At 58.8% G+C, this 24,637-nt stretch carries 14 protein-coding genes; 7 read left to right on the top strand and 7 right to left on the bottom strand.

Going from position 1 to position 24,637, the window contains the following annotated elements:
- Positions 1-97: 97 nt before the first annotated feature.
- Complete coding sequence (gene topA / locus L1A08_RS03160; RefSeq protein WP_238754125.1) at positions 98-2,794, top strand: type I DNA topoisomerase; 2,697 nt, start codon at positions 98-100, stop codon at positions 2,792-2,794.
- A gap of 28 nt (positions 2,795-2,822) precedes the next feature.
- Here topA and L1A08_RS03155 read toward each other — a convergent pair whose 3' ends face one another.
- The 3 genes from L1A08_RS03155 to L1A08_RS03145 all read right to left on the bottom strand — a co-directional run bounded on the left by L1A08_RS03155 (position 2,823) and on the right by L1A08_RS03145 (position 7,042).
- On the bottom strand, positions 2,823-3,278 hold the full coding sequence (locus L1A08_RS03155; RefSeq protein WP_238754122.1) for a YiiD C-terminal domain-containing protein: 456 nt from the start codon (positions 3,276-3,278) through the stop codon (positions 2,823-2,825).
- 284 nt (positions 3,279-3,562) lie between these two features.
- A complete protein-coding gene (locus L1A08_RS03150; protein WP_238754119.1) occupies positions 3,563-5,032 on the bottom strand; it encodes a sulfatase family protein in 1,470 nt (489 codons plus the stop codon).
- A gap of 96 nt (positions 5,033-5,128) precedes the next feature.
- Positions 5,129-7,042: an FG-GAP-like repeat-containing protein gene (locus tag L1A08_RS03145; protein ID WP_238754117.1), complete on the bottom strand. Its 1,914-nt coding sequence runs from the start codon at positions 7,040-7,042 to the stop codon at positions 5,129-5,131.
- A 313-nt stretch (positions 7,043-7,355) separates the two neighbouring features.
- Here L1A08_RS03145 and L1A08_RS03140 point away from each other — a divergent pair, with 313 nt between their 5' ends.
- Positions 7,356-7,910, top strand: coding sequence for a hypothetical protein (locus L1A08_RS03140; RefSeq protein ID WP_238754115.1), 555 nt, complete (start codon positions 7,356-7,358; stop codon positions 7,908-7,910).
- Positions 7,911-8,179: 269 nt separating this feature from the next.
- Here the strand turns inward: L1A08_RS03140 and L1A08_RS03135 are convergent, their stop codons facing one another.
- A complete protein-coding gene (locus L1A08_RS03135) occupies positions 8,180-9,220 on the bottom strand; it encodes an ankyrin repeat domain-containing protein (protein WP_238754113.1) in 1,041 nt (346 codons plus the stop codon).
- A 122-nt stretch (positions 9,221-9,342) separates the two neighbouring features.
- Between L1A08_RS03135 and L1A08_RS03130 the strand changes: the two genes are divergently transcribed.
- The 4 genes from L1A08_RS03130 to L1A08_RS03115 all read left to right on the top strand — a co-directional run bounded on the left by L1A08_RS03130 (position 9,343) and on the right by L1A08_RS03115 (position 19,096).
- Complete coding sequence (locus L1A08_RS03130) at positions 9,343-11,607, top strand: PSD1 and planctomycete cytochrome C domain-containing protein (protein WP_238754111.1); 2,265 nt, start codon at positions 9,343-9,345, stop codon at positions 11,605-11,607.
- Positions 11,604-13,115 carry a DUF1501 domain-containing protein gene (locus tag L1A08_RS03125; RefSeq protein ID WP_238754109.1) on the top strand — a complete coding sequence of 504 codons (1,512 nt, stop codon included), beginning with the start codon at positions 11,604-11,606 and terminating at the stop codon, positions 13,113-13,115. Before L1A08_RS03130 ends, L1A08_RS03125 begins: the two co-directional genes overlap by 4 nt.
- A 36-nt stretch (positions 13,116-13,151) precedes the next feature.
- Positions 13,152-14,273, top strand: a complete 1,122-nt coding sequence (locus L1A08_RS03120) for a sialidase family protein (RefSeq protein WP_238754107.1) — start codon at positions 13,152-13,154, stop codon at positions 14,271-14,273.
- Positions 14,274-14,431: 158 nt separating this feature from the next.
- The gene (locus L1A08_RS03115; protein ID WP_238754104.1) at positions 14,432-19,096 is read left to right on the top strand and encodes a PVC-type heme-binding CxxCH protein; all 4,665 of its coding nucleotides are present in this window, start codon (positions 14,432-14,434) and stop codon (positions 19,094-19,096) included.
- 3 nt (positions 19,097-19,099) lie between these two features.
- Here L1A08_RS03115 and L1A08_RS03110 read toward each other — a convergent pair whose 3' ends face one another.
- The 3 genes from L1A08_RS03110 to L1A08_RS03100 form a co-directional block, all read right to left on the bottom strand.
- Positions 19,100-20,464, bottom strand: a complete 1,365-nt coding sequence (locus tag L1A08_RS03110; protein WP_238754102.1) for a sulfatase family protein — start codon at positions 20,462-20,464, stop codon at positions 19,100-19,102.
- An 86-nt stretch (positions 20,465-20,550) separates the two neighbouring features.
- Complete coding sequence (locus L1A08_RS03105) at positions 20,551-22,293, bottom strand: hypothetical protein (protein ID WP_238754099.1); 1,743 nt, start codon at positions 22,291-22,293, stop codon at positions 20,551-20,553.
- A 10-nt stretch (positions 22,294-22,303) separates the two neighbouring features.
- Positions 22,304-23,845 (bottom strand): sulfatase family protein, encoded by a 1,542-nt coding sequence (locus L1A08_RS03100; protein WP_238754097.1) that lies wholly within the window; start codon positions 23,843-23,845, stop codon positions 22,304-22,306.
- 576 nt (positions 23,846-24,421) lie between these two features.
- Between L1A08_RS03100 and L1A08_RS03095 the strand changes: the two genes are divergently transcribed.
- Positions 24,422-24,601: a TraR/DksA family transcriptional regulator gene (locus L1A08_RS03095; RefSeq protein ID WP_238754095.1), complete on the top strand. Its 180-nt coding sequence runs from the start codon at positions 24,422-24,424 to the stop codon at positions 24,599-24,601.
- Positions 24,602-24,637: the final 36 nt, after the last annotated feature.

Raw genomic sequence — 24,637 nt, 5'->3', positions numbered from 1 at the left:
CGATTCCGCCCGCGGTTGTTGTCGGAGGAGACGATGTGGAGACATCCTGCTCCGATCGAGTGACCGCGCCGCAAGAGTGAAACCCAAAGACGCAGCCATGGCCGATGGCCGCGTCAGGATGGAGGCGAGCAGCGCACATATGGTGGCGAAGAACGGAAACTATAAGGCGCTGGTGATCGTGGAATCCCCGGCAAAGGCAAAGAAGATCGGTAGCTTTCTGGGCAGCGATTACATCGTTCGCGCCAGTGTCGGGCACGTCCGTGATCTTCCCGCCAAGGCCGCAGATATCCCCTCCAAATATAAAAAGGAGTCCTGGGCGACGCTTGGCGTGAACCCCGAAAAGGAGTTTGAACCTCTTTATGTGGTTCCGTCGGAAAAGAAAAAGCTGATCAAGGAACTCAAAGACCTCCTCCAGGACGCTCAGGAACTCATCATCGCGACCGATGAAGACCGCGAAGGGGAGAGCATTGGCTGGCATCTCGTGCAGCTGCTGGAGCCAAAAGTCAGCGTTCGTCGCATGGTTTTCTCGGAAATTACCAAATCCGCCATTCAGGAAGCCATCAACAACACCCGGGACATCAACGAGGATCTCGTCGAGGCTCAGGAAACCCGCCGCGTTCTGGACCGTCTTTACGGCTACACGCTCAGTCCACTTCTGTGGAAGAAGATCGCTCGCGGACTTTCCGCCGGGCGAGTGCAGTCTGTCGCAGTGCGACTGCTCGTTCAACGGGAACTCGAGCGGCTCGCGTTCCATTCGGCCACGTACTGGGACCTGAGAGCCGCGCTGCGGACTGGAGCGGGCGGACAGTTCGAAGCCATTCTGCATTCGGTCGATGACAAACGGCTCGCCACCGGAAAAGACTTCGATGAAGCGACCGGCAAGCTGAAGCCGGGAGCTGATGTCCTGCTGCTCAACCAGCAGGAAGCCGAGTCGCTTCAGGAGCGATTGCTGAAAGCCGACTGGTCGGTCGGCGAAATTGAAGAGCGGATGTCGAACCGGAAGCCGCCGGCTCCGTTCATCACCAGTTCGCTGCAGCAGGAAGCCAACCGTAAGTTGAACATGACGGCCCGGCAGACGATGCAGACTGCTCAGCGGCTGTATGAAAACGGTTACATCACCTACATGCGAACCGACAGCGTCGCCCTCTCTTCCGAAGCGGTGCAGGCGACTCGCGGCCGGATTCAGGATTTGTATGGCGATAATTATCTGAGCGACAGTCCCCGCCAGTACACCGGGAAATCGAAGAACGCGCAGGAGGCTCACGAAGCGATCCGCCCTTCGGGCACGGAGATGCGAACCGCCGAAGAGCTGCGGCTTACAGGCGTTGAAGCCAGGCTTTACGCGCTAATCTGGAAGCGGACCATGGCCTGCCAGATGGCCGAAGCGCGACTGAAGTTTCTCAACGTGACCGTGGAAGTCGAAGACGCGAAGTTCCGAGCGACCGGCCGTCAGGTTGTGTTCCCCGGCTTCTTCCGTGCTTACGTGGAAGGCAGTGACGATCCGGAAGCGGCTCTCGATGACCGTGATTCCATGCTGCCGGATCTCAAGGAACAGGAGCCGCTCAATTGCTCGCAGCTTGATCCAGTCGGCCACGAAACCAAGCCTCCCGCCCGCTTCACGGAAGCATCGCTCGTCCGCAAGCTCGAAGAAGAAGGGATTGGGCGTCCGTCGACGTACGCCAGTATTCTGAGCACGATTCAGGATCGCGGCTACGTCCGCAAGGACAGTAATCAGCTGATCCCCACCTTCACCGCGATGGCTGTCACACGCCTGCTCGAAGAGAACTTTCCCAATCTGGTCGACACCCAGTTCACGGCCGGGATGGAGCAGACGCTGGACGATATTTCGAACGGACAGGCGCAGCGCGTGCCGTATCTGGGACGCTTCTACGGCGGCGATGATGGTCTCGTCGAACAGGTTAAGACACGCGAAGAGAAAATCGATCCGCGCAAAGCCTGTACGCTCGAATTCGCCGGCCTCGATTCTTCGGTCCGCGTGGGACGCTATGGACCTTACCTGGAGAAAGAAGAAAACGGCGAGCAGAAAACCGCGTCGCTGCCGCAGGAAATCTCCCCGGCAGACGTCAACCAGGAACTGGCTCAAAAGCTGTTTCTGCTGAAAGAGCAGGGGCCTCAGTCCATCGGCATGCATCCCGAGGAAGGGCTGCCAATCTTCGTATTAAGTGGTCCGTTCGGTCCTTATCTCCAACTGGGAGAGCAGGGTGAAGACGGCGCGAAGCCGAAGCGGGTTTCCATCCCCAAGAACATCGATCCGACGCAGATCGAACTCAGCACCGCCATCAAGCTGATGGAACTGCCCCGCACGCTAGGGCAGCATCCAGAGGACGGCAAGGTGGTCAAAGCCGGCATTGGCCGCTTTGGTCCTTACGTGCAGCATTCGGGCAAGTACAAGGGACTTCCGAAGGATGTCGACGTGCTGACGGTCGGTCTCGATCTGGCGGTTGAACTTCTGAAGCAGGCCCGCACCAAAGAGGCTCCGAAGCCCATCCGCGAACTCGGCAAGCATCCGGAGGACGAAGAAGTCATCGGCATCTTCGAGGGCCGGTACGGCCCCTACGTGAAGCATGGCAAGATCAATGCCACGGTTCCCAAGGATACCGATCTGGAATCGGTGACGCTGGCCCAGGCGCTGGAGTGGATCGAAGCCAAGGCCGCCAAGACCGGCAAGAAAACCACGAAAAAAGCGACAAAGAAGAAAGCCACCAAGAAGAAATCGGCCAAGAAAAAAGCGACGAAGAAGAAGTCGACCAAGAAAAAGAAAACCGACGACTGACTCCTGAACGATTCGTGCCGAGAGAGGCTCAGTCGTTTCGCAGAGCAACGAACTCGCCGGCGTGAATCGCACAGCGTTCCCCGGCTGAGGAGAGTTCGGAAGTCAGCGAAAGTTTCCCCCGGCCTTTCTTCTCGTAGATCTTCAGGAACTGCGCCCAGGCAGCATTGTCATCGAATCGACAGCTCGCGGTGAAGCTGTCGGCGATTGGCTTCAGGAACGACGTGTTGCTGTTGCGGACGACGAGCCGCGGCGTCTCGTTCCTCTCGCGCATGCGAATGTTGAACAGCAGCCAGCAAACGAGGATGCCGGCCGTCGAAATACTCCCGCCAAACGCCGTCTCCCGGTGATTCAGATTCTCAGTCAACGGGAGTTGAATAACGGCCTCGTCCGGCTCTGCGGTCAGAACGGTAATTGCCATCGCCCGGCTGACCGGAATGTGTTCGTGAAGATAACGGGTCCATTCTTCAGGGGAGAGCGCGGACATCGATTCAATTTCAGGCAGAGAAGTTCACGGTGCAATAGAGCAGAATACTGAAAGCCTATCCGTTCCGTTCGCATAAGTTGCCATGTTTCAGGCGAAAACTCGATCCTATGCGGACATCCGGTAAAGCGTTCCGCTCCAGCTGCTCAGACGAGAGCGTGATGACGTGCGGCCATCATTTTACGAGCACCCCGCGATCGCTGTCACCTGCCTGCGGAGTGGGAGCGGGTTGAACCAGAGAATCGGCTCAAGCTGAACCGGTTGTGCCGATCGTGCAGGCTCCCTTGTTATTCGTGTGCGTCGATGATTTCCTGCCGCTGACGCATCAGTTTTTCGACGATTTCCGGGTGTTCCAGCCAGAGATTGTCGGCTTCGCCACGGTCATAAACCATGTCGTACAGCTGCCCCTTCGGGCCGCCGGGCTGCGGTTTCTCTTTGCTCGGTTTCGAAAACCCTCCGGAGCCGAGCCGCGTGATCAGTTTCCACGAGCCGGCTCGAATCACGCTGCCGCTGTGGTGTTGCAGCATCACCCGTTCTCCACGCGGCCACGGCTCTTTCGTCGGCAGATCGAGCAGGGCCGCGAAGCTGCGTCCGTCGATGCGGTCAGCCGTTTCAAGTTCGGTGCCGGTGATCTCAGCCAGGGTCGGCAGGAGATCGATGAAGCCGATGAGTTCATCCGATTCCGAATAGCCTCGAAGCTGAGCGGGCCAGCGAATCAGGAACGGCATCCGATGTCCGCCTTCCCAGGCGTCGCCCTTCATCCCTCGCAGCGGGCCGGTGCTGTCGTGCTGAAATCGCTCTTCGTCGTTCTCGTACCAGACCGGACCATTGTCGCTGGAGAAGATGACCATCGTGTTGTCGGCTTCGCCGCTCTCGTCGATCGCTTCGACAACTCGCCCGACGACGGCGTTGACATGGGCGACGAACTCGCTGTAGAGCCCAGCTCCTCCACTGCCGTGGAATTCCTCAGCCGGTAACCAGGGAGTGTGCGGGCCGGTGAGCGCCAGGTAGAGAAAACTCGGCTCCTCCTTCGAGAACGATGTTTCCACCGTTTCGACCGCGTGCCGGCCAAATTCGTCGAGGACGTCTTCCATAATGAAATTGCCGGCTCGCAGTCCTGCTCGCCAGAACGCGCCCTGAATCGGACTCCATCCGGGAGACGAATTCGCCGCAATCGGCAGAGTGGGCTGCGGCGATGCCATCCGGCCTTCGATGTAATAGTACGGCGGGATATCGAGCGAAGCCGGCATGCCGAAGTAAGTCTGGAAACCGCGATCGACCGGGCCGCCGGTCAGGCCTTTCTCGAAGTTGTAGTCGGGGCCATTGTCGAAGCCGAGGTGCCATTTGCCGACCATGTGCGTCGTATATCCGGCTCGCTGCAGCATCTCCGGAATCGTCTCGTCCTCTTCAGCGATCAGTGGTTCGTGCCGCCAGTTCCGATTGTGACGAAACGGATAGCGACCAGTCAGCAGGCCGTATCGAGACGGATGACAAACTCCCCCGGCCGCATGAGCATCGGTGAATTTCATCCCCTCGGCTGCCAGTCGATCAATGTGCGGCGTTCTGCATTTCGACTGCTGGTTGTAACAGCCCGGGTCGCCGTACCCCATATCGTCCACGAGAATCAGCACAATGTTCGGTTGAGTCGACTTCTCTGCCGATCGAACTTTCGTTCCGTTCAGGCACGTTATCAGCAGAGCCAAAGTTGCAACAAAACAGAGGCGATGAAGACAGGAGATGATTTCGGCAAGGCGCATGCGGAGATCTCTTCGAGGAGGAGTATCGACGGGTAGAATGATCCGTCGAGTATCATCGACAACCAGATCCCCGGCAAGTCAGTCAGCGGCTTCTCGTTATGGCCGTTGACTGAGTGCATCGCCGATATATCTCGCCACTTCCTTGCCGAGTTCCATGGAGCCGTACTCGGTGAAGTGGATGTCCGAGGTGATGTGCAGCGGCATCGAATGACCGGCGACGAAACTGTTGAGATCGTGAATCGGAATGCCGAGCTGAGCCATGACTTCTGCGGCGGCCTGATTATAGATGTCGACGGTCTCCGGCAATCGGTTCGGTGCTCCTTCGGGAATCGGGGTCGTATTGCCGAAGATCACAGTCGCTCCGGTCGATTGCAGCAGCGTCGCAATCAGCATCAGGTTCTGCTGATACTGGTCGGGAGTCGTGCGAAAGGTCCCCAGCTCCGGAGTGGTCCCGATCCCATTCTCATCGACATAGACCATGTCGTGCAGGCCGAAATTGAAGTAAATGGCATCCCATCTTCGGTTGCCATTCACCGTGATCCATTCGGTGAGATGCTCGAGACCATAGGTTGTCATTCGCGCGTTGTCTGCTGGACGATGCACATTGGCCACGCCGGCCAGCTCCTCGCGAACAGTCAGCGTATAACCGATCGAAATCGAGTCACCGATAATCAGTACACGCGACAGATCAGGATCGTCATCCACCGGAGCGATCGATTCCGCGTAGCCTGGAGCCTTGCCGCCTGGTGGGAGTCCGTCTGTTGATCCGACATTGTTCCAGAGTGTCGTCGGATCCCAGCGGAAGGCCACTTTCGCGGACGTCGCGTAGTCGAGCCCCGTTTGAGCAGCGATGGAAGGACGGATCAGTTCCGATGAAACCCAGGCTCCGGTAATCGGATTGCGTCCAATCACCTGATAGTTTCCCGTTCCCCGCAGATCGACGGTCGAAACATCGGTCCATTCGACCTGTTGAGCCCACTTGCTGACGCGGCGGACGACAAGCCGGTCCTCGATCCGTTCACCAAGAAACCACCACCCACTCGCCACGTGACGGGCCAGCACCATCGGCGGACGTTCGCTGTCGGTGTCGATGATCGACCAGTCGGTCCACTCGGCCGTGTTCGAGTACTTGCCGTAGCTCTGGGTGATCGCCGCCTCGTCTGTGCTGAGCGTGTTCCACCAGACCTGGGCACTGGCGTTGCGAGCGAGAAGTTCGTCACGGCCGTCGTGATTCAGGTCCACAATTGTGACATCCTGCCAGTCGACCGAGCTGGACCACTCCGCGTAGTAGGCGTATGTGAAGGTCGGCTGCGGCTGGCCATCGGACTGGGCCAGCATCCATCGTCCGTACTGGAGATCCCGACCAATCAGGTCGTCGAAGCCATCGCCATTGAAGTCGCCGACACGGACATCCACCCAGGTCCGCGATGTCGGCCACGTTCCCGCTACGGCCAGCGAGAATTGCTCGTCGCCGGTATTTCCACCAACGACCCAGCGACCGGTTCTGGAGTTCCGCACAGCGATATCATCGAGTTGATCGCCGTTAAAGTCGCCAACACGGACATCGACCCACGGCACCTGCGTTCCCCAGTTGCCGTACGACTGCACCTGCAGCGTCGCGTCGCCATCGAGGATCGCTTCGTCGATCAGACTGACGAACAGTTCCCCGTACTGATCGACGCCAAACAGATCGGCCCGACCGTCGCCGTTGAAGTCGCCTGTATTGATGTAGCTCCAGGCTTTGTCGGGCGTCCAGACGCCGATCTCGAGATTGATGATCTCAGAGCCGACGTGCCGACTCATCGTCCACATCCCGGTCGCCAGATTGCGGCCCAGGATCGTACTTTCTGAGAGCTGAAGCTCGGGAGCCGTTCCGTCGTCCTGATCGTCGGCCACTCCACTCAGGAGAAGTCGCGGCTCACATTGTTCGGAAGCCGAGCCGAGCCGGGCGAAGCTCTGAAGTCGCCGCGCGGGTGATCCCAGAATTGCGGTCGTCACCGACGGCGTCATCGAGAATCGTCGCCTCCGAGTGGAGCAGGAAGTGCCCCGGCGGTTCCACAAAGTCCGGAAAGTTTGCAACACTCCGGTCATCGTCTCTCGATTGCCCTGCAGTCTAATCTCGCGAGTTTATGATCACTCCGTTCTCAACATTCGCCTGCGCAGACGCTTGAACTGCGAAAACGAAATCGGTATCCATTACTCCCGACGATAGAACGGGCGCACACCCAAAAGCCAGAAGAAAGTTCGAAAAAGTGTCGACATTTGTCGAGGGGGGTGTGGCCGGGGATTTCTATTGAGGTTTCAGCAGCGAACGGAGAGCTGGATGCCATCGCTGACTCGACGAGTGCTGGATCTTCTTGGCCAAGTCGGCGTCTGCTGTTTTGCGATTGTGGCTGGATGGACGATCGTGTTGCTACTGTGGCTGGGGGTGTTCGCTCTTGTTGAGCAGTTGAACGCTCCACGCCTGCTTTTTCTCATCGTGCTGTTGATCGGCGTTCCGTTGGCTTTCTGCGTCGGAACCGCATATTTCATCTGGACGGTTGCGAGACTTCGAATCACCTCCCCCTGGGCAGGCTACGCGCTGGGGATTCTCTACGGCATCGGAATCGTTTTCGTGTTATGGTTCTGTCTGTTTGAGACGTTGTATCGTCGCCCTTACAGGAAAGATGGTTTGATCGGAGCAAACAGCGGAAGAGATTGTGACTATGCCATTCGAGTCACCAAAAACACGGAGGCAACGATCAATAAGATGATTCCCCCGGCAAAGCTCCGGGCGTACCCGCGCCGCCACGCAGCTCTTGCCAGCCTGTTTCCGCAGGCGTATCCACAGACAAGTCCCAGAAAGATGATCGAGAGCAAAGTGAACCCGAAAACATAACCGGATGCCTCGACAATGCTGACAAGTGGGATCTTGGTCATTTCGTTGAGCCAGTTGAACATCTCAACTGAGAATATGAAGCTGAAATTCGTCACGAAGGCGAGGAGAAGCCAGAACTTGAAAAGAATAGCGAAGATTCAGCCGCAGATACTCGCATACGCATTAATGTTAGACGACGAGTCTGAAGTCTTACATAACGTGCTCGGCGGTCATACGTAACGGAGTAAAAAAACAGAAGCGATCACTTTGGTTTTGCTAATGCGTGAGTTCTATTCCAATCCAGACAGAAATCGTACCACAGAAGTTCTATTCTTCTCCCGGGCATAGTCGTGCGGAATTAGATTCGCATCATCTTCCGCATTCGCATCTGCCCCCGCGTTGATGAGCATCTTCACAACCGCCGTTGATGTATTCCGCATCGCTGCCGCATGCAGCGGCGTTCGTCCTTCACGATCCCGGGCGTTTGGATCGGCTCCCCGGCTCAGTAGCCATTCAACCGCTTTGACCGTCCCGCGATTGGCTGCCCCGTGCAGTAGAGTGCGGCCCTGGTCCGGATGGATCGCGTTGATGTCGAACCCTGCTTCGAGCACGACCTCGGCGACATCGTAGAACGGCTCGCCGGAGCGCTGGTGCGGTTCGAGGCAGTGTTCGAGCGTCTGATGGAAACGCTCAGGCGTGACGCCGCCATCGGAAATCAGCAGTCGCATGATTTCCTCGTTGCCCCCGGTCCAGGCGCAGAGAAACGCCGGGAAAATCGGCAGTGCGTTCGCCACCTCATGCTGAGCCTCCACGCCGTGATACAGGAGATGTTTGCAGGTCTCCGTCAGCTGTTGCTTCATCTCCGGATCGCTTCGACCAAGACCCGACTGAGCGCAATTGAACAGCAGGTTGAATCCGTTCGCATCACGCAGCGAGCCGAGGTCGACGGTCAGCGACAGTTTCATGAGTTCGCCAACGTCGCCCACCGAAGCCCAAACAAACGGATCGTCCGGCAGCCCCTGCTGACGCATCCGCTCGATGATCTCGCAATCCCCGGCCGCGGCCGCAAGACAGACCACCGACTGATTCAACCACCCCGCACGGCTCGAAAGATCGAGCCCCACATCGAGACACAACTCCAGTATCCGCTGATGTCCGGAAGTCCGTTTCACAGTCCGAAAGTCAGTCACGGCGAGCTCGAAAATGGTCGCAAGCGTCTTCTGATCCCGCTCGAAATCCCGGCGGATCAATTCTTCGAAGTGGCCGAGTTTGGCCAGCTTGCTGATCGGGAGTGATTCGACAGGTGCAGACATCGGGATGGCAGTGAGCATGAATGACAGCCATGGGAGACGTTGCCGTCCATGATACCGGAGTGGCGCCTTGGTAGCATCAGCAACCGTTGATCTGGTACGCTGGACGCGTCCATTACACACGGAATCGGGATGCCGGGCTCATGATGATTCGAATTGCATTCTGCTGCGGGATTCTTCTCATCGCTTCAACAGGAGTGGAGGCGAAGGAGAAGGTTGATTTCAGCAGTGATATTCAGCCGCTGCTGGCGAAGAACTGTCTGGCGTGTCACGGGATGGACGCCGGCAGTCGGAAGGCCGATCTGCGGCTTGATCAACGCTCAACTGCCGTGGAAGCCGGGGTGATTGTGCCCGGCGAACCCGACGAGAGCGAGCTGATCGCCCGGGTGGAGACCAATGATTCCATTCTCGTCATGCCGCCCGTCGATTCGGGGCATTCGCTGACAGAACAGGAGATCGCGCTCTTCCGCCAGTGGGTTGCCGAAGGAGCCGAGTACGAAGAGCACTGGTCGTTTTCTCCGCCCGTCAAAGTCGAGCCACCGCAGGTCAAACAGGCCGATTGGCCCGCCAGTGCGATCGATCATTTCGTGCTCAGGCGGCTCGAAGAAGCCGGGTTACAACCTCAGTTCGAAGCGGATCGCCTCACGCTCATTCGCCGGGTGTCGCTCGATCTGACCGGGTTGCCGCCGACGGTTGAGGAAGCCGAGGCGTTCGTTACGGATGAGTCGCCGGACGCCTACGAGAAGGTCGTCGACCGGCTGCTCGCATCTCCGGCTTATGGCGAACGCTGGGCGCGGATGTGGCTTGATCTGGCCCGCTATGCCGATACGAAGGGCTACGAAAAGGACCGGCATCGGGACATCTGGCGGTATCGCGACTGGGTCATCAACGCCTTCAACGAGGACATGCCTTACGACCAGTTCACCATCGAGCAACTGGCCGGGGATCTGCTGCCGGACCGCACGACCGAGCAGCTTCTGGCGACCGCGTTTCATCGCAATACGATGACCAACGAAGAGGGGGGCACCGATAACGAAGAGTTCCGAGTCGCCGCCGTGAAGGACCGTGTCGACACCACGCTGCAGGTCTGGATGGGGCTGACGATGGGCTGTGCGAAATGCCATTCGCACAAGTACGACCCGATTACGATTAACGATTACTACTCGTTCTACGCCTTCTTCAATCAGACTCAAGATGCCGACGCCGAGGCTCCGTTTTATCCGACGCCAACAGCCGAGCAGGCCCGTCAACTCGAGTTGCAGCAGGTGAAGCTGCAGGAGTTGAAATCCGAGCCGGAAACCGACGAGGCGGCGATCAAGGAAGCCGAGGAAGCACTCAAGGCGATTCAGGAGAGCATCCCGAAAACGCCGGTCATGCTCGAACTGGCTCCGAAGAAACAGCGGCTCACGAAACTGCATAACCGGGGCAATTTTCTCGATCAGGGGGACGAAGTCCAGCCGGCCGTGCTGACGGAATTTGTCGATGCTCCCGAGGAGGTCGAACCGAATCGGCTGGCCGTCGCGAAGTGGCTGATGCAGGCGGACAACCCACTGACGAGCCGCGTGATGGTCAATCGTCTCTGGGCACGGCTGTTCGGTGTCGGCCTTGTCGAAACGGAAGAAGATTTCGGCACGCAGGGAACGCCGCCTTCGCATCCGGAACTGCTCGATTGGCTGGCGGTCGACTTCCGCGAGAACGGCTGGTCGATGAAGCAGTTGCTGAAAACGATCGTGATGTCTCGGACCTATCGCCAGGATTCCGAGACGACCCTGGAGCTGATCGAAGCCGATCCCCGCAACCGGCTCCTCTCCCGTGGACCCCATTTTCGGTTGCCGGCCGAAGTTGTCCGCGATCAGGCGCTGGCGGTCTCGGGTCTGCTGACCGAGAAGATCGGCGGCCCCTCGGTGATGCCGCCGCAGCCCGATGGCATCTGGAAGTCGACCTATAGCGGCGAGTCGTGGCAGAACGCGGAAGGGCCGGATCGTTATCGGCGAGCTCTCTACACCTACCTGAAACGGACGAGCCCTTATCCGGCGATGATCACCTTCGATGCCGGCAGCGGCGAGGTCTGTCAGGTGCGGCGAGTGCGAACAAACACGCCCCTGCAGGCGCTCGTCACGTTGAACGATACCGCGTTCGTCGAAGCCGCGGGGGCTCTGGCGAAACGGATGGACGAGGCTGGCGATACGACTCGCGCACGAATCGCCCACGGATTCCGGCGGGTTCTCATTCGACCAGCGACCGCAGCGGAACTCGATCGACTCGTCGAGCTGTATGATTCTCTCGACGGCGACCTGCTCGATGCCGAGGAACTGCTGAAGGCGGCGGATATTGAACAGGGCGACGCCCGGCTCGTCGCAGTGGCGAACGTGCTGCTCAATCTCGATGAAACGGTAATGAAGCCATGACGAACGAACAACTTCCCCCCGGCCTCGAATCGGTTCGCGCTACCACCCGCCGGCATTTCTTCGGACAGGCCGGACTCGGACTCGGTGCGATCGCTCTCAGTTCTCTGTTGAATGGAGAGTCCACAGCCGCGACCGAGCCCGCGTGGAAGATTCCGGCGAAAGCGAAGTCGATTATTTATCTGCACATGGCCGGCTCGCCCTCGCAGGTTGATCTGTTCGAGCACAAGCCGGACCTGCAACGTCTGCACAACACCGAGTGCCCGCAGGAGTATCTGGAAGGGAAACGGTTCGCATTCATCAAGGGCGTGCCGAAGATGCTCGGAGCTCAATTCCCGTACAAGCAGTACGGCGAAGCCGGGCAGTGGGTCAGCGATCTGCTGCCGAATCTCACGACCATTCTCGATGACATCTGCGTCATCCGTTCGGTCCACACCGACCAGTTCAATCACGCTCCCGCACAGCTGTTCATGCACACGGGCAACTCGCTGCTCGGCTATCCGGCGATGGGCTCCTGGGTCACGTACGGCCTTGGCAGCGAAAACGAGAATCTGCCCGGCTTTGTCGTTTTGTCGTCGGGCGGGAAGACACCCAGCGCGGGTAAGTCGCTGTGGGGAAGTGGTTTTCTGCCGACTGTCTATCAGGGCGTGCAGTGCCGGACTGATGGCGGCGACCCGATTTTATTCCTCTCCGATCCGCCCGGCATGTCGCGAGCCGCCCGGCGGAAGACACTCGACGCCCTGGCCGATCTGAATCAGTTCCAGCATCAGCGCGTCGGCGATCCGGAAACGATGACCCGCATCGCGCAGTACGAACTCGCCTTCCGCATGCAGCTTTCCGTGCCCGAAGTGATGGACATCGGCCGCGAGACGAAAGAGACGCTCGAGATGTACGGAGCCCAGCCGGGCTATGTCTCCGAAGCCGAGTCGGCTGCCGATCCGCGGGTGCTCTACAAAGGCGATGACCCGACCTTCGCCAATAACTGTCTGCTGGCCCGCCGGCTCGTCGAGAGTGGTGTGCGGTTCGTGCAGTTGTACGACTGGGGCTGGGACCATCACGGCTCCTCTCCTGGCGAGTCGATTGATGAAACGCTGCCGATCAAGTGCCGCCAGATCGACCGGGCGGTCACCGCACTCATCACCGATCTGAAGCAGCGGGGACTGCTCGATGAAACGCTCGTCATCTGGGGCGGCGAGTTCGGCCGCACGCCGATGATGCAGAACAACAAGAACACCGAACTGGTGAAGGGCTTCATCGGTCGCGATCATCACCCGTATGCCTTCACGATGTGGATGGCGGGCGGCGGCATCAAGCCGGGCGTCTTCGGTTCGACCGATGACATCGGGTATTACATCGCCGAGAATCCGGTCAGCGTTCGCGATCTGCAGTCGACCATCCTGCATCAGATCGGCATCGACCCCCACCGATTCAGTTTTCCCTATCAGGGGCTTAATCAGCGCCTCATTGGCCCCACCGAAGAAGGCCGCGTGGTTCACGAGATCCTGGCCTAAATCCCACCTCCTCAAACCAGCCTGGAGACTTCTCCCATGAAACGATTCCTGCCTGCCGTTCTGCTTCTTCTCCTGCTCACGGCTCCCGTCTCGGCCGAGGTCGTGCTCACACTTCCGCCGGGCGAAGGCAATCCCCGCAACAGCGAAGGCGATTTCATTCAGCTCGAAGACGGCAGGCTGCTCTTCATCTACACCCGCTTTACCGGAGGCGGCAGCGATCACGACAAAGCCGATCTGATGAGCAGAGAATCCACCGATGGCGGAGCAACCTGGTCGACCGACGACAAGCTGGTCGTGAAGAACGAAGGCGACATGAATGTGATGTCGGTGTCGCTGCTGCGACTGGCCGATGGCCGGATTGCGTTGTTCTATCTGCAGAAAAACTCGCTGGCCGATTGCCGCCCGATTGTACGGTTCTCGACCGATGAGGCGAAGACCTGGAGCGAGCCGACAGAGACCATCCCCGACAGCGACAACGGCTATTACGTTCTGAACAATGATCGGGTAGTCCAACTGAAGAGTGGTCGTCTGGTTCTGCCGCTGTGCCTGCACAATCGCCCCGGCTGGGAGAAGATGGACTGGCAGGGACAGATTCTCTGTTACTTCTCCGACGACTCCGGAAAGACCTGGCAGGCTTCGGAATCACTGCTGAAAGGGACAAACAGAGACGGGAAACGGATCGTGACACAGGAGCCAGGTGTCGTTGAACTGCAGGACGGCCGGCTGCTGCTGTGGTGCAGAACCAACGCGGGCGTGCAGTACCAGAGCTACTCCAGCGACGGCGGCAATACGTGGTCGGGCTTGAAGCCGATGGGCCTCGCCTCGCCTGTCTCGCCGGCTTCAATTGAATACATTCCCGGAACCGACACGCTTCTTGCTGTCTGGAACAATCACGACACGCTTCCGCCGGAAGAGCGAAAACTCCGGACGCCGCTGACGATGGCGGTCTCAAGCGACGAGGGACGGACGTGGAAGATCGTCGAGAATGTCCGCTCTGCTAAGGATGGCTGGTACTGTTACACAGCGATTACCTTCGCGGACGATTATGTGCTGTTGGGCTACGTTGCGGGCGAACAGAAGCCGGGACAGCATCTGGCAACGACGGAGATATCCCGGTTTCCGGTGTCTCAACTCGTGCCTTTGTCGGGTTCTTTTTAGCACGAAATGAACGACAGCAAGGTTGAGACTCGCGGAAAATTTCTCAAGTCTTTTGCGTCATTTCTCATTTACAGGTGTTGATGCATCGCGACAATTGAACAGCGTTGGCGGTGGCTCGGCTGCCGGATGAATTGATTCGTTGTTACTGGAGTGGTCTCGTGCTCAACCTTGTTCGTCTGCTGGTGATTGTCGCGTTCTGTGCGATGCCCTTCTGGTCCACTCCGGTGCAGGCGGACGTTCGGGGCTGGAAGACGACGAAGCTTCACGGCGAGTTTTACGCTGAAGGGGCGGCGGTCGGGGATCTCAACGGCGATGGCCATGCTGATCTCACGAGCGGCCCCTTTGTCTTTCTCGGGCCGGAGTTCAAAGAGCGGATTGCCATCGATGAGCCGCAGGTCTTTCCGGTGGCCGGGTACAGCAACGCCTTCTTCAGTCATGTCGTCGATCTGAACAGCGACGGTAAGAACGATGTCCTCGTGATTGGCTTTCCCGGCCGGGAGGCCCGTGCGTATCTCAACCCGGGAGACATCGCTTCAGGCACACCCTGGCAGAAAGTCGTCGTCGCCGATCAGGTGTCGAATGAGTCGCCTGCGTTTGTCGATCTCATTGCCGGTGACCTGCCGGAGATCGTCTGTTCGCGGGACACCGCCTACGGGTATTACGAAGCCGGCGACGATCCCCTGCAGCCGTGGCGATGGCACACGATCTCGGAAACGGGAATCGCTCCCAAACCGTTTGGACATGGACTGGGCGTGGGCGATGTCAATCAGGACGGACGGCTCGATATCGTCGACCGGACCAGCTGGTGGGAGCAGCCGGAGAATCCGCAGGGGCAATGGCCGATGCAGCGGTGGTGCCTTGGCGAATGCGGCCGGGGCGGAGCCCAGATTCACGTTGCCGATGTCGATGGCGACGGCGATCAGGATATCGTGACTTCACTCAATGCGCACGGCTATGGACTGGCCTGGTTCGAGCGGCAGTCCGAAGCCCGATTCGAACGCCACGACATCATGGGCGACTCATCGATCCTCAACGCTTACGGCATTGCCGTCAGCCAGCTGCACGCCGTCGAGATGGTCGATGTCGATGGCGATGGCGTGAAGGACATCGTCACCGGGAAACGCTGGAAAGCCCATAACGGGCATGATCCCGGTTCGCGGGAGCCGGCCGCGGTCTACTGGTTTCGCTGTGTGCGCGGCGACGACGGCGTCGAGTTCGTGCCGCATCTGATTCACAACGACTCCGGCATCGGCACCGAAGTGACCGTGCAGGACCTAAACGGAGACGGCTCTCCGGATGTCGTCTCGTCCAACAAGAAGGGGCTGACGATTCATGTGCAGTCCACGGAAGTGGAACCGGTCGTCGCCGAGAAATGGCGGTTCCCGCATCGCCCGGTTGAAGAATACACAAACGGGTTTTCCCCGGAAGAAGCCGCGAAGAACATGCAGGTGCCCGACGGGTTCTCGGTCGATCTAATCGCCGCTGAGCCCGAACTGACGCAGCCGATCGCAATGTGTTTCGATGCCCGAGGACGCATCTGGGTGATCGAGGGACACACCTATCCGCGACGGGCTCCGGAAGGAGAAGGGCGGGACCGCATCCTCATTCTGGAAGATGCGGATGGCGACGGCAGCTTTGAGAATCGCAAGGTCTTCGCCGAGAACATCAATTTGGCGAGTGGCATTGAGATCGGATTCGGCGGTGTCTGGGTCGGAGCGGCTCCGCATTTTCTGTTCTACCCGGATCGCGATCAGAACGATGTGCCTGATTCCGAGCCGGTCGTGCTGCTCGATGGCTGGGGGTATCAGGATACGCACGAGACGCTCAACAGTTTCACCTGGGGACCGGATGGTTGGCTGTATGGCTGTCACGGCGTCTTCACCCATTCCCGCGTCGGCAAGCCCGGCACGCCGGACGATCAGCGGGTTCCGATCAACGCCGGCGTCTGGCGGTATCACCCCACGCGGCACGAGTTCGAGGTGTTCGCCCACGGATCGAGCAATCCCTGGGGAGTCGACTTCAATGAAGATGGCGACTGGTTCATCACCGCCTGTGTGATTCCGCACCTGTATCACGTCATTCCCGGAGCCCGTTACTTCCGGCAGGCGGGGACGCATTTCAATCCGCACACCTACGCCGATCTGCCCACCATTGCCGATCACCTTCATTATGGAGACGGCACCTTTTCCTCGGCGTCGAACGGCAAAGTGAATCGGGCGCTCGTTCGCGATAATCCGAACAGCACCTCGGATGTCGGCGGCGGCCATGCCCATTGCGGGCTGACGATCTATCAGGCCGACGAGTTCCCGCCGCAATACCGGGGCGATCTGTTCTTCCACAATCTGCACGGGCATCGCATGGTGCGGGAAGCGGTCGAGCCGGATGGCTCCGGGTACGTGGGACGGCATCGGCCGGACTTCTCGCTGTCGCACGATCATCAGCAGATCGGCGTGACCGTCATGCAGGGACCGGACGGCGCACTGTACACGTCCGACTGGCACGATCCCCAGACCTGCCACAACCGTACGCCGGAAATCTGGAATCGCACCGACGGCCGGCTGTTCCGCATTCGTTACGGCGACTTGAAGCCGTACCGGTTCAACCTCTGGGAAAAGAGCGACGCCGAACTGGTGACGCTCCTCAATGATCCAAATGCGTTCTATGCCCGTCAGGCTCAACGGATTCTGCAGGAGCGATCTGCTGAGGGGAAATTGGATCGGACCAACGTCGCGGGGAGTCTCCGTGAGTTGATGGATGGCCGGAATCTTCGCGGGCTCCGATTGCGAGCGTTCTGGACCGCCTGGTCGTGTCAGCTGCTTGATGCAAAGGGTGTTGCCGAGAAGTTGGATGATGCAGATCCGGTCGTTCGCAGCTGGGCGGTGCAATTTCTGATGGAGAGCGGAAAGGGCGTCGCTGCTCCGGTGCTGCAGCGACTTGAGAATCTGGCGAAGTCGGAGTCGGAAGCACGCACGCGACTCGCACTTGCGGCTCAACTGCAGCGACTTCCGGCCGGGCAGCGATGGGGAATCCTGGAAGGGCTGACATCGCATCGTTCAGATGAACTCGACAAGAACATTCCGCTGCTCGTCTGGTATGGAGCCGAACCGCTGGCCGATGTCGATCCGGTTCGACTATTGAACCTCGCCCGGAAGAGCGGCTGGAAACAGTTGACTCAATTTGTCGTGCGGCGGATGTCGTCCAGTGAAGAAGGACGGAATCTTCTGACCGAAATGCTGATGCCGAACGTGCCGCGTGAGTTCGTGCTGCTCGTGCTCAACGAGATGCAGGCGATTGTCATCAGCCGGGCCGGGGCACCGATGCCGGAGAACTGGCGACAGGCCGCCGGCGATCTGCAGAACCGTTCGGATGCCGAGATCGACCGACTGGTTCTTTCGCTCGGAATCCGCTTTGGCGATGAATCCGCGTTTCCCCATTTCCGTTCGCTGGTGCGGGATCGCAGCAAACCGTTCGTGGCTCGTCGAGATGCTCTGCAGTTGCTGGCGGAAGCGAAGGATCCTGAACTGGCCAGCCTCGGTCTCGATCTGCTGGATGATCCGGCGTTGCGGAGCGAAGCCATTCGTGCACTGGCCCGCGTCACTCATCCCGAAGCCGCCCCGCGATTGTTGAGTGTTTACAGCCAGCTGCCTCCGAACCAGAAGACGGAAGTTCTGAACGTGCTCGTCTCCCGGAAGGGATACGCCGAGACGCTGATCACCGCGATGGAAAACGGAGCGATCGATCCGACCACGGTGCCGGCTTACATCGTGCGGCAGGTTGTGTCGCTGGACGATGAGAAGCTGCTGGCTCGGCTGGAGAAGGTCTGGGGGAAGATCGGAACGGCTTCCGCCGATAAGGAAGCGGCGTTCACGAAGTATCGGAAACTGCTGCAGCCTCGCGCGATTGCCGATGCCCATCTCGGTGAAGGTCGCAAGCTCTATGAAGCCAACTGCGGCAAGTGCCATCGGCTGTTCGGCAAGGGAGGGGAGATTGGTCCTGAAATTACCGGGGCGAATCGCACGAACATCGACTACTGGCTTGAGAATATTCTGGAACCGAACGCCGTTATCGGCCGGAACTATCTGATGACGACCTTTGTCACGACCGATGGCCGCGTTGTGAACGGGCTGGTGAAATCCGAGAACGATTCGGCGGTCACAATCCAGACGACCAACGAAGTACTCGTGCTGGCTCTGGACGATATCGAGATTCGCAAGACATCCGACAAATCGCTGATGCCGGAGAACCAGTTAAAACCAATGAGCGATGCGCAGGTGCTGCAGCTGTTCCGCTATCTGACGGCCACCGAAGACGCCGCGACATCGAAAGAAGTTCAGCTCTCTCGCGTGCCGCCGGTTGAACCGGGTGTGCTGCGGATCGAAGGGGAAGCGATCACCGGTTCGGCGAAAGTGACTGGTGGAAACGTTCGGCCTCAGCAGATGGGTGGTTTCGGCCCGTACTGGTCGGGGGATAATCAACTCTGGTGGACGGGCGGAGAGCCGGGCGACACGCTCAAGGTCACGCTGCAGAAACTGCCGCCGGGCCCCTGCACCGTCACCTGCTTCACGACCACGGCCAAAGACTACGGTCAGATCTCCGTGAAAGCCGGCGAAGCAGCGGGCACCGCCGACCTGTATACAGCCGACGTTCTTCCAGGGCCGACTGTCGTGCTGGAGAACGTTGAAGTGGAACAAGCCGGCGAACTCACACTGACCGTCGAAATCACGGGGACGAACCCGAAAGCATTACCGCGATTCATGGTCGGGATCGACCGAATCGAAGTGAGGCCGGCTGCTTCCGAGCCATCGAAAGCGTCGCAGGACTGACCGTCAGTTCGACTTCGTTTCGGGTTGAGCCTGATCTGTGGACGGCCGTGGGGTCAACGTTCGGGGCTGATCGACCTGTCCCGGCGGACGGGTGTGCTGCCCGGGCTGGTCGCCATCGCCGAGATCCCGTCGGCATTCCTCGACGAGGATCATCAGTTCGGTCATCACTTCCGGCTCTTCCTGAACGACGCTGCGGGTTTCGCCAATGTCGTTGGCAAGATTGTAGAGCTGAGGCTCAAAGTTCCTGTCGGCTCTCGCTCTGGCAGGGCGGACATGCAGTTTGAAGTTCTCGTGCCGGACCGCACACAGGTGCTCGCGGTAGTAGTAGAACATCGTTTGCCGCGGGGATTCGGCTTCGAGCGGATTGTGGAGCAGGGCGGAGACATCGTACCCGTCGATCTTGCGATCGTCCGGCAGCGGCTGGTCGACAAGGGCCGAGATCGTCGGCATGATGTCGAGCGAGCTGACGATCTCCCGCGAGACGGTCCCGGCGGGAATGGCAGCCGGCCATTTCATGATGCAGGGTACTCGCATGCCCCCCTCCCAGGTCGATCCCTTGAAGCCCTTCAGCGGAAGATTGCGGCCGCCCCATCGTTGAGACGCTCCGTTGTCGGAGGTGAAAATCACGAGCGTGTTCTCCTCCAGATTTCGCTGACGCAGTGCGTGCACGATCTGCCCGACTGACCAGTCGATCTCTTCGACAGCGTCTCCGTAAATCCCGTTCTCACTTTTCCCTTTGAAGTCCTCCGATGCGTGCAGCGGGGCATGGGGGAAGGTGTGCGGTAAATAAACGAAGAACGGTCGGTCTTTGTTGGCCTCGATGAACCCGACTGTTTCTGCCGTGTAGCGTTTCGTCAGCTGGGTCTGGTCCGGTTCTTCTTCGATGACCTGTTCGTTTCGCATCAACGGGAGTGGAGGGTAGTCCCGGCGGCCGATGCCCATGTCGTTCGAATAGGGAATCCCGAACCATGTATCGAAGCCCTGCCGCGTCGGCAGGAATTCGGGCTGGTCTCCCAGGTGCCATTTGCCGATGATCGCGGTCGCGTAGCCGGCATGCTTGAGCTGCTCTGCGATCGTGACTTCACCGGGGTGGAGTCCCCGTCGGTTCCCCGGGAACAGGACCCACTTGTTCTCGCCATTGGTATGCATGCCGATCCGCTTGGGATAACACCCCGTCATCAGCGAGGACCGCGACGGCGTGCAGACGCCGGAAGTGACATAGAAGTCGGTCAGCGTGAGCCCATCGACGGAGAGCTGATCGATGTTCGGCGTGCGATGCTTCCGCGAGCCCATGCAGCCGATATCGCCGTAGCCGAGGTCATCGCAGTTGATCAGGATGATGTTCGGCTTTTCGCGGCCGCTGGTCACTCTGGAATCCAGGACAAAACAGGACAACGCAGCACAAATCAGAAAGGTGGTACGCAGCATGGAATCGGAACTCGGCTCGTGAGCGGCTATCGTTTACGGCGGAACTTGATCTGGGCGGGATCATCGAAATCATCCCGCTCATCATACGGTCGCTGCTCAAGATACCATGCCCGCCAGTCTTTGTAGAGACTCTCCTGCCATTCTTTAACAATCGGCTTTACGTCCACCGCGACGTCGTAATCGATGTACTTCTCGGTCGGGTCCGGTTCATGTCCAAAACCATTGGGCAGCCGGGCGATCCAGCAGAGAGAATACCGGGCTTCAATTGCCACACTCAGGTCGGGGTCGCGGAGCAGATCGATCAGGATCGGAGCATGCTCCAGTCGATCGGTTCGTCCGAGGGCCCAGGCGGAAACCTGACGAATTTCAGGCTGGCGATGGACGGCCATCCGTTCAAGCAGATCGATGTCGCCGATCAGCTTTTCCGGTTTCGTCAGATCGACCTCGAGTTTTGCCGAATCATCCCCTTCGGCTTCCGGCAGTTCGATCATAGAAAGACCGGCAAGGATCTGGTTGAAGTCCCCCAAAGAAGGCTCTTCGGTTTTGATTTTGCCGTTCTTGAACTCGACTTTGGTCAGATCGTCCGGCAGGCCCCGTCCGCCGGCAAGTGTTCCCGCTCCCAGGTCGACTGGACCGCTGCTTGGCTGGGGGATCAGCTTGGTGGTGGCTTTCAGCAGAAACAGAACGCAGAAGCAGGTGCCACTGGGGGCATATTGCCGGTAGGTGACTGCTTCCGGAAAGGATCCGTCAGGAGCCTGCCGGGCCAGCAGGGCGTCGACGCCATATGGATACCAGTCGACGGTCCCGAACTTCGCCCACCCGTTGAGAGCGGCTGCTCGTTCCATGGTGTAAAAATAGTAGTAATAGTTCCCCTCGACCGGCTGCGGGGCAGCGATGGGAAAATTCCTCGTCATCCAGTTATAGGATGAGTCGATTGTCTTATCGATTTGGGGGCGAATCGCTTTGGGCGGACGTCGGTCGCGATTTCCTTTGTCTTTGTCTGCCGGGTTGAGTCGCTCCAGAAACTGGAGGGGGTTGGACTTCGTGTCTGAAACGGGTTCGGGAATCGCTCGATTGAAAAGAATTGTGCGGATGATTGCGAGCGAGCCGATGCCGGCCAGAGTCATCGTGCCCCGAATCTGACGGTTCACCGGGTTCTCGCCCTGCGGGTGATACATGAAGCCGCCGCTGGGAGTCTGAGTTCCGAAGTGCCACGCGGCCGCCCGTTCAAAGACCTCATTCTCGATCCGCACGCCGGCTCGATCGGCCGCCCATAATCCCAGCAGGGCGTACTGGGTAAGACTGGTATCGCCCAGACCACCCCGTCGATCCGGATAGTACCAGCCGCCGTGAGCCTCCTGCTCACCCAGAAGATAGTTGGCAATGATCTCGATCTGTTCGATGTAGAGCTCAGGATCAGCGGCTTCAAGGGCCATGATGTCGATGGTGGCTTCATAAATGTGATGCCCGGACGGGCGGTACTCACCGCTCGACTCCTGACACTTCGCCGCAATCGATTTCAGACCCTCCGCAACGGCCGGCGATTCCGGATCCTCTCCCGCGGCAAGCAGCGTGTAGGTCACCAGACCGACGACGTATTTGTGGTCGACCTTGACGCTCTTCAGGTTCTCGACCGCTTTGGTGATCGCGGCATCGATGCGCGGATCTCCGGTCTTCGGCGGAGCGGCCATCAAGCGACTGGCTCCGCAGCTCCACACAATCAGCGTACAGAGAAGAGGCGACAGACAGCGAATCCAGCTGGGCGGCAAGCGGAGTTCCTTATTCTTCCGGAGGAGGGAAGCTGCGGATGTGGCTGTAGCGGATATAGCTCTCATAGATGTCACCTCCATCGAGAACCCGCGGGTCACCCGTTTTCTTCAGGTAGTCATTGAGCTGGCTGGCCAGCTGCTGCAGAGTTTGCCGCGATTTGGGATCGTCGACGAGATTCTTGAGGCAGCCAGGATCCGACTCGATATTGAACAATTCAAATTCAGGCCGCCTGTCGACCGCCATGTGAAAGTACGGGCTGATCTCGGAGTCGTCGCGGTTGTCGACCAGAAAACTGAGCGACGGACCGGCGTCGATGTCATGATACCCGCCGTGCGGCGGCCCGGGGCGACCTTCCTTCTCGAGAACCTGGGGGGCCCCAGCCGGCCATCGTTCAGGCCGGAAATTGTGAATCAACAGGTACTTCGAAGTGCGGATCGCCCGTTGAGGGTACGTCAGATTATTATAACGCGAAGAGGAGTGACGTTCCCGCGCCGAATAGACCGCTTTTCGCGACGGATCCAGGACGCCAGACTTCTTGCTCACAAGCAGATCCTGAAAGCTCTTCCCGGAAAGTCCGAACGGGTTATCAGGATATTCAACGCCCGCCACGTCCAGAATAGTCGCTGTGATGTCGACAAAGCCGATCAGGTCATCAACTGTTCGACCGCCCGGCATCTTCTCCGGCCAGCAGATGGCCAGTGGCATGTGGATGCCATACTCGTAGCAGTTGGCCTTGGCTCGGGGGAACGGCATGCCGTTATCCGAGGTAACGATGACGACAGTGTTATTCAGCTCGCCCCGTTCCTCGAGCAGGTCGAGCATCCGCACGAGATGCGAGTCGTAATATTCGATTTCGATGTAGTAATCGAGGACATCGGAGCGGATCTCTTCGCGGTCGGGAAGAAACGGAGGAACTTCCACGGACGCGACATCGCGTCCCTTTTGTTTGCCGAGGCCGACTTCATACGGGCGATGCGGTTCCTGGGCACCAAACCAGAACAGGAAGGGCTGGTCTTCCTCTTTTTCACTGAGGAAATCTTCGAAGTTCGCCGAGTAGTCGAGGTTGCTGGACTTCGGAGGGTGATCTTTGGTTTTCCGCTTCGAGTAGCTGGGACCAGCGGGATTCTGCTCCCAGCCGGAAATTTTGTAGTTGCCCGGCCCCCAGCCTTTCCCGGTGTAACCGACGTGATAGCCACTTGATGCGAGCAGGTCCGTGAATACCGGATACTTCTTCGGAAACGAACTGGCGTGGGTCCCCGCTTCTTCGATCTGCCAGGTGTGACGACCGGTCAAAATGGCAGCGCGGCAGGGGCTGCACCCCGGTGATGCGGCGATCGCATTGTTGAACAGGGCACCCGCCTTCGCTACTCGATCAAAGCCTGGCGTTTCAATTCCCGTCGTGCCATAAGCGGAGGCATGAAGCCAGCTTTGGTCGTCACTGATGACAAAAAGCACATTGGGCCGGTCATCATCTGCCGGGCTCTCGGAAACGATGGCGAACACGCTCCAGAGTGCCAGGAACAATCCGGGGGACGAGGAGAGAAACTTCATAAGATTCATCCAAAGTTTTGGGAGAGACTCCACGAAGGACTCCCCCTGTAACTGTTCAAAGTTCAGTATATTCCGGCTCGCGAGGGATTCCCAATAAGAAAATCCCAAGTGTCAACGATCAATTTTCTGTTCAGTCCGGGCGGCCGAGATTTAGGAAATCTGGAGCGTCCGAGTTAAATAACCAATGAAAACCGCTCGGGAGGCGTAAACAATATTGCCGGGGGCGATCATTTTTTCCTGCCAATGTGCGGATGAACAGACCTCTGCGGACTTGCATTCGCATTGGTGGTTGTTGATCATACCCTGCCCGCTGCGGGTCGCCAATGCAGCACGCGTTCTCAAGCAGACCCGCGACGGAAGAACAGGAACCGTAGAAACTAACAGGCAACCAGAAAGCTAGCACCCGTGACTCGTACAGAACGTTTGGAAAGACTGAGGGCACAACTCCTCGCTCGACGTGATGAACTCCGCCGCCGCGCGGGAGGATCGTACAGCAGCAATGATTCAGCCATCGGTGACGCAGCGGACATTGCCCAATACAACGTCTCCAGCGACTTGAATACACACCTGATTTCCATGGAAGCAGACGAACTCTCCGAGATCGAATCGGCTCTGAAGAAGTTCCACGAAGGAGAGTATGGTGTCTGTGAAGTCTCTGGACGTCCGATTCCGATCGCTCGTCTCGAAGCGATGCCGCTGACACGCTATTCCGTTGAAGCCCAGCGCGCCATGGAAGAGCAGGGCTCGAACTGGTAAATCGACGGCTCGGAGTTTTCTCCGCCGCTGCCATGC

It is taken from the genome of Rubinisphaera margarita, assembly GCF_022267515.1.
GTDB classification, from domain to species: domain Bacteria; phylum Planctomycetota; class Planctomycetia; order Planctomycetales; family Planctomycetaceae; genus Rubinisphaera; species Rubinisphaera margarita.
The sequence above is the reverse complement of the archived record's forward strand: the minus strand, read 5'-3'. Positions and strand labels throughout refer to the sequence as shown.

Coding starts and splice junctions, on each gene's coding strand:
- L1A08_RS03130 (WP_238754111.1), top strand. CDS start 9,343: ATGATGATTCGAATTGCATTCTGCTGCGGGATTCTTCTCATCGCTTCA.
- L1A08_RS03120 (WP_238754107.1), top strand. CDS start 13,152: ATGAAACGATTCCTGCCTGCCGTTCTGCTTCTTCTCCTGCTCACGGCT.
- L1A08_RS03145 (WP_238754117.1), bottom strand. CDS start 7,042: ATGACGCCGTCGGTGACGACCGCAATTCTGGGATCACCCGCGCGGCGA.
- L1A08_RS03125 (WP_238754109.1), top strand. CDS start 11,604: ATGACGAACGAACAACTTCCCCCCGGCCTCGAATCGGTTCGCGCTACC.
- L1A08_RS03140 (WP_238754115.1), top strand. CDS start 7,356: ATGCCATCGCTGACTCGACGAGTGCTGGATCTTCTTGGCCAAGTCGGC.
- L1A08_RS03155 (WP_238754122.1), bottom strand. CDS start 3,278: ATGTCCGCGCTCTCCCCTGAAGAATGGACCCGTTATCTTCACGAACAC.
- L1A08_RS03135 (WP_238754113.1), bottom strand. CDS start 9,220: ATGCTCACTGCCATCCCGATGTCTGCACCTGTCGAATCACTCCCGATC.
- L1A08_RS03150 (WP_238754119.1), bottom strand. CDS start 5,032: ATGCGCCTTGCCGAAATCATCTCCTGTCTTCATCGCCTCTGTTTTGTT.
- topA (WP_238754125.1), top strand. CDS start 98: ATGGCCGATGGCCGCGTCAGGATGGAGGCGAGCAGCGCACATATGGTG.
- L1A08_RS03095 (WP_238754095.1), top strand. CDS start 24,422: ATGGAAGCAGACGAACTCTCCGAGATCGAATCGGCTCTGAAGAAGTTC.
- L1A08_RS03100 (WP_238754097.1), bottom strand. CDS start 23,845: ATGAAGTTTCTCTCCTCGTCCCCCGGATTGTTCCTGGCACTCTGGAGC.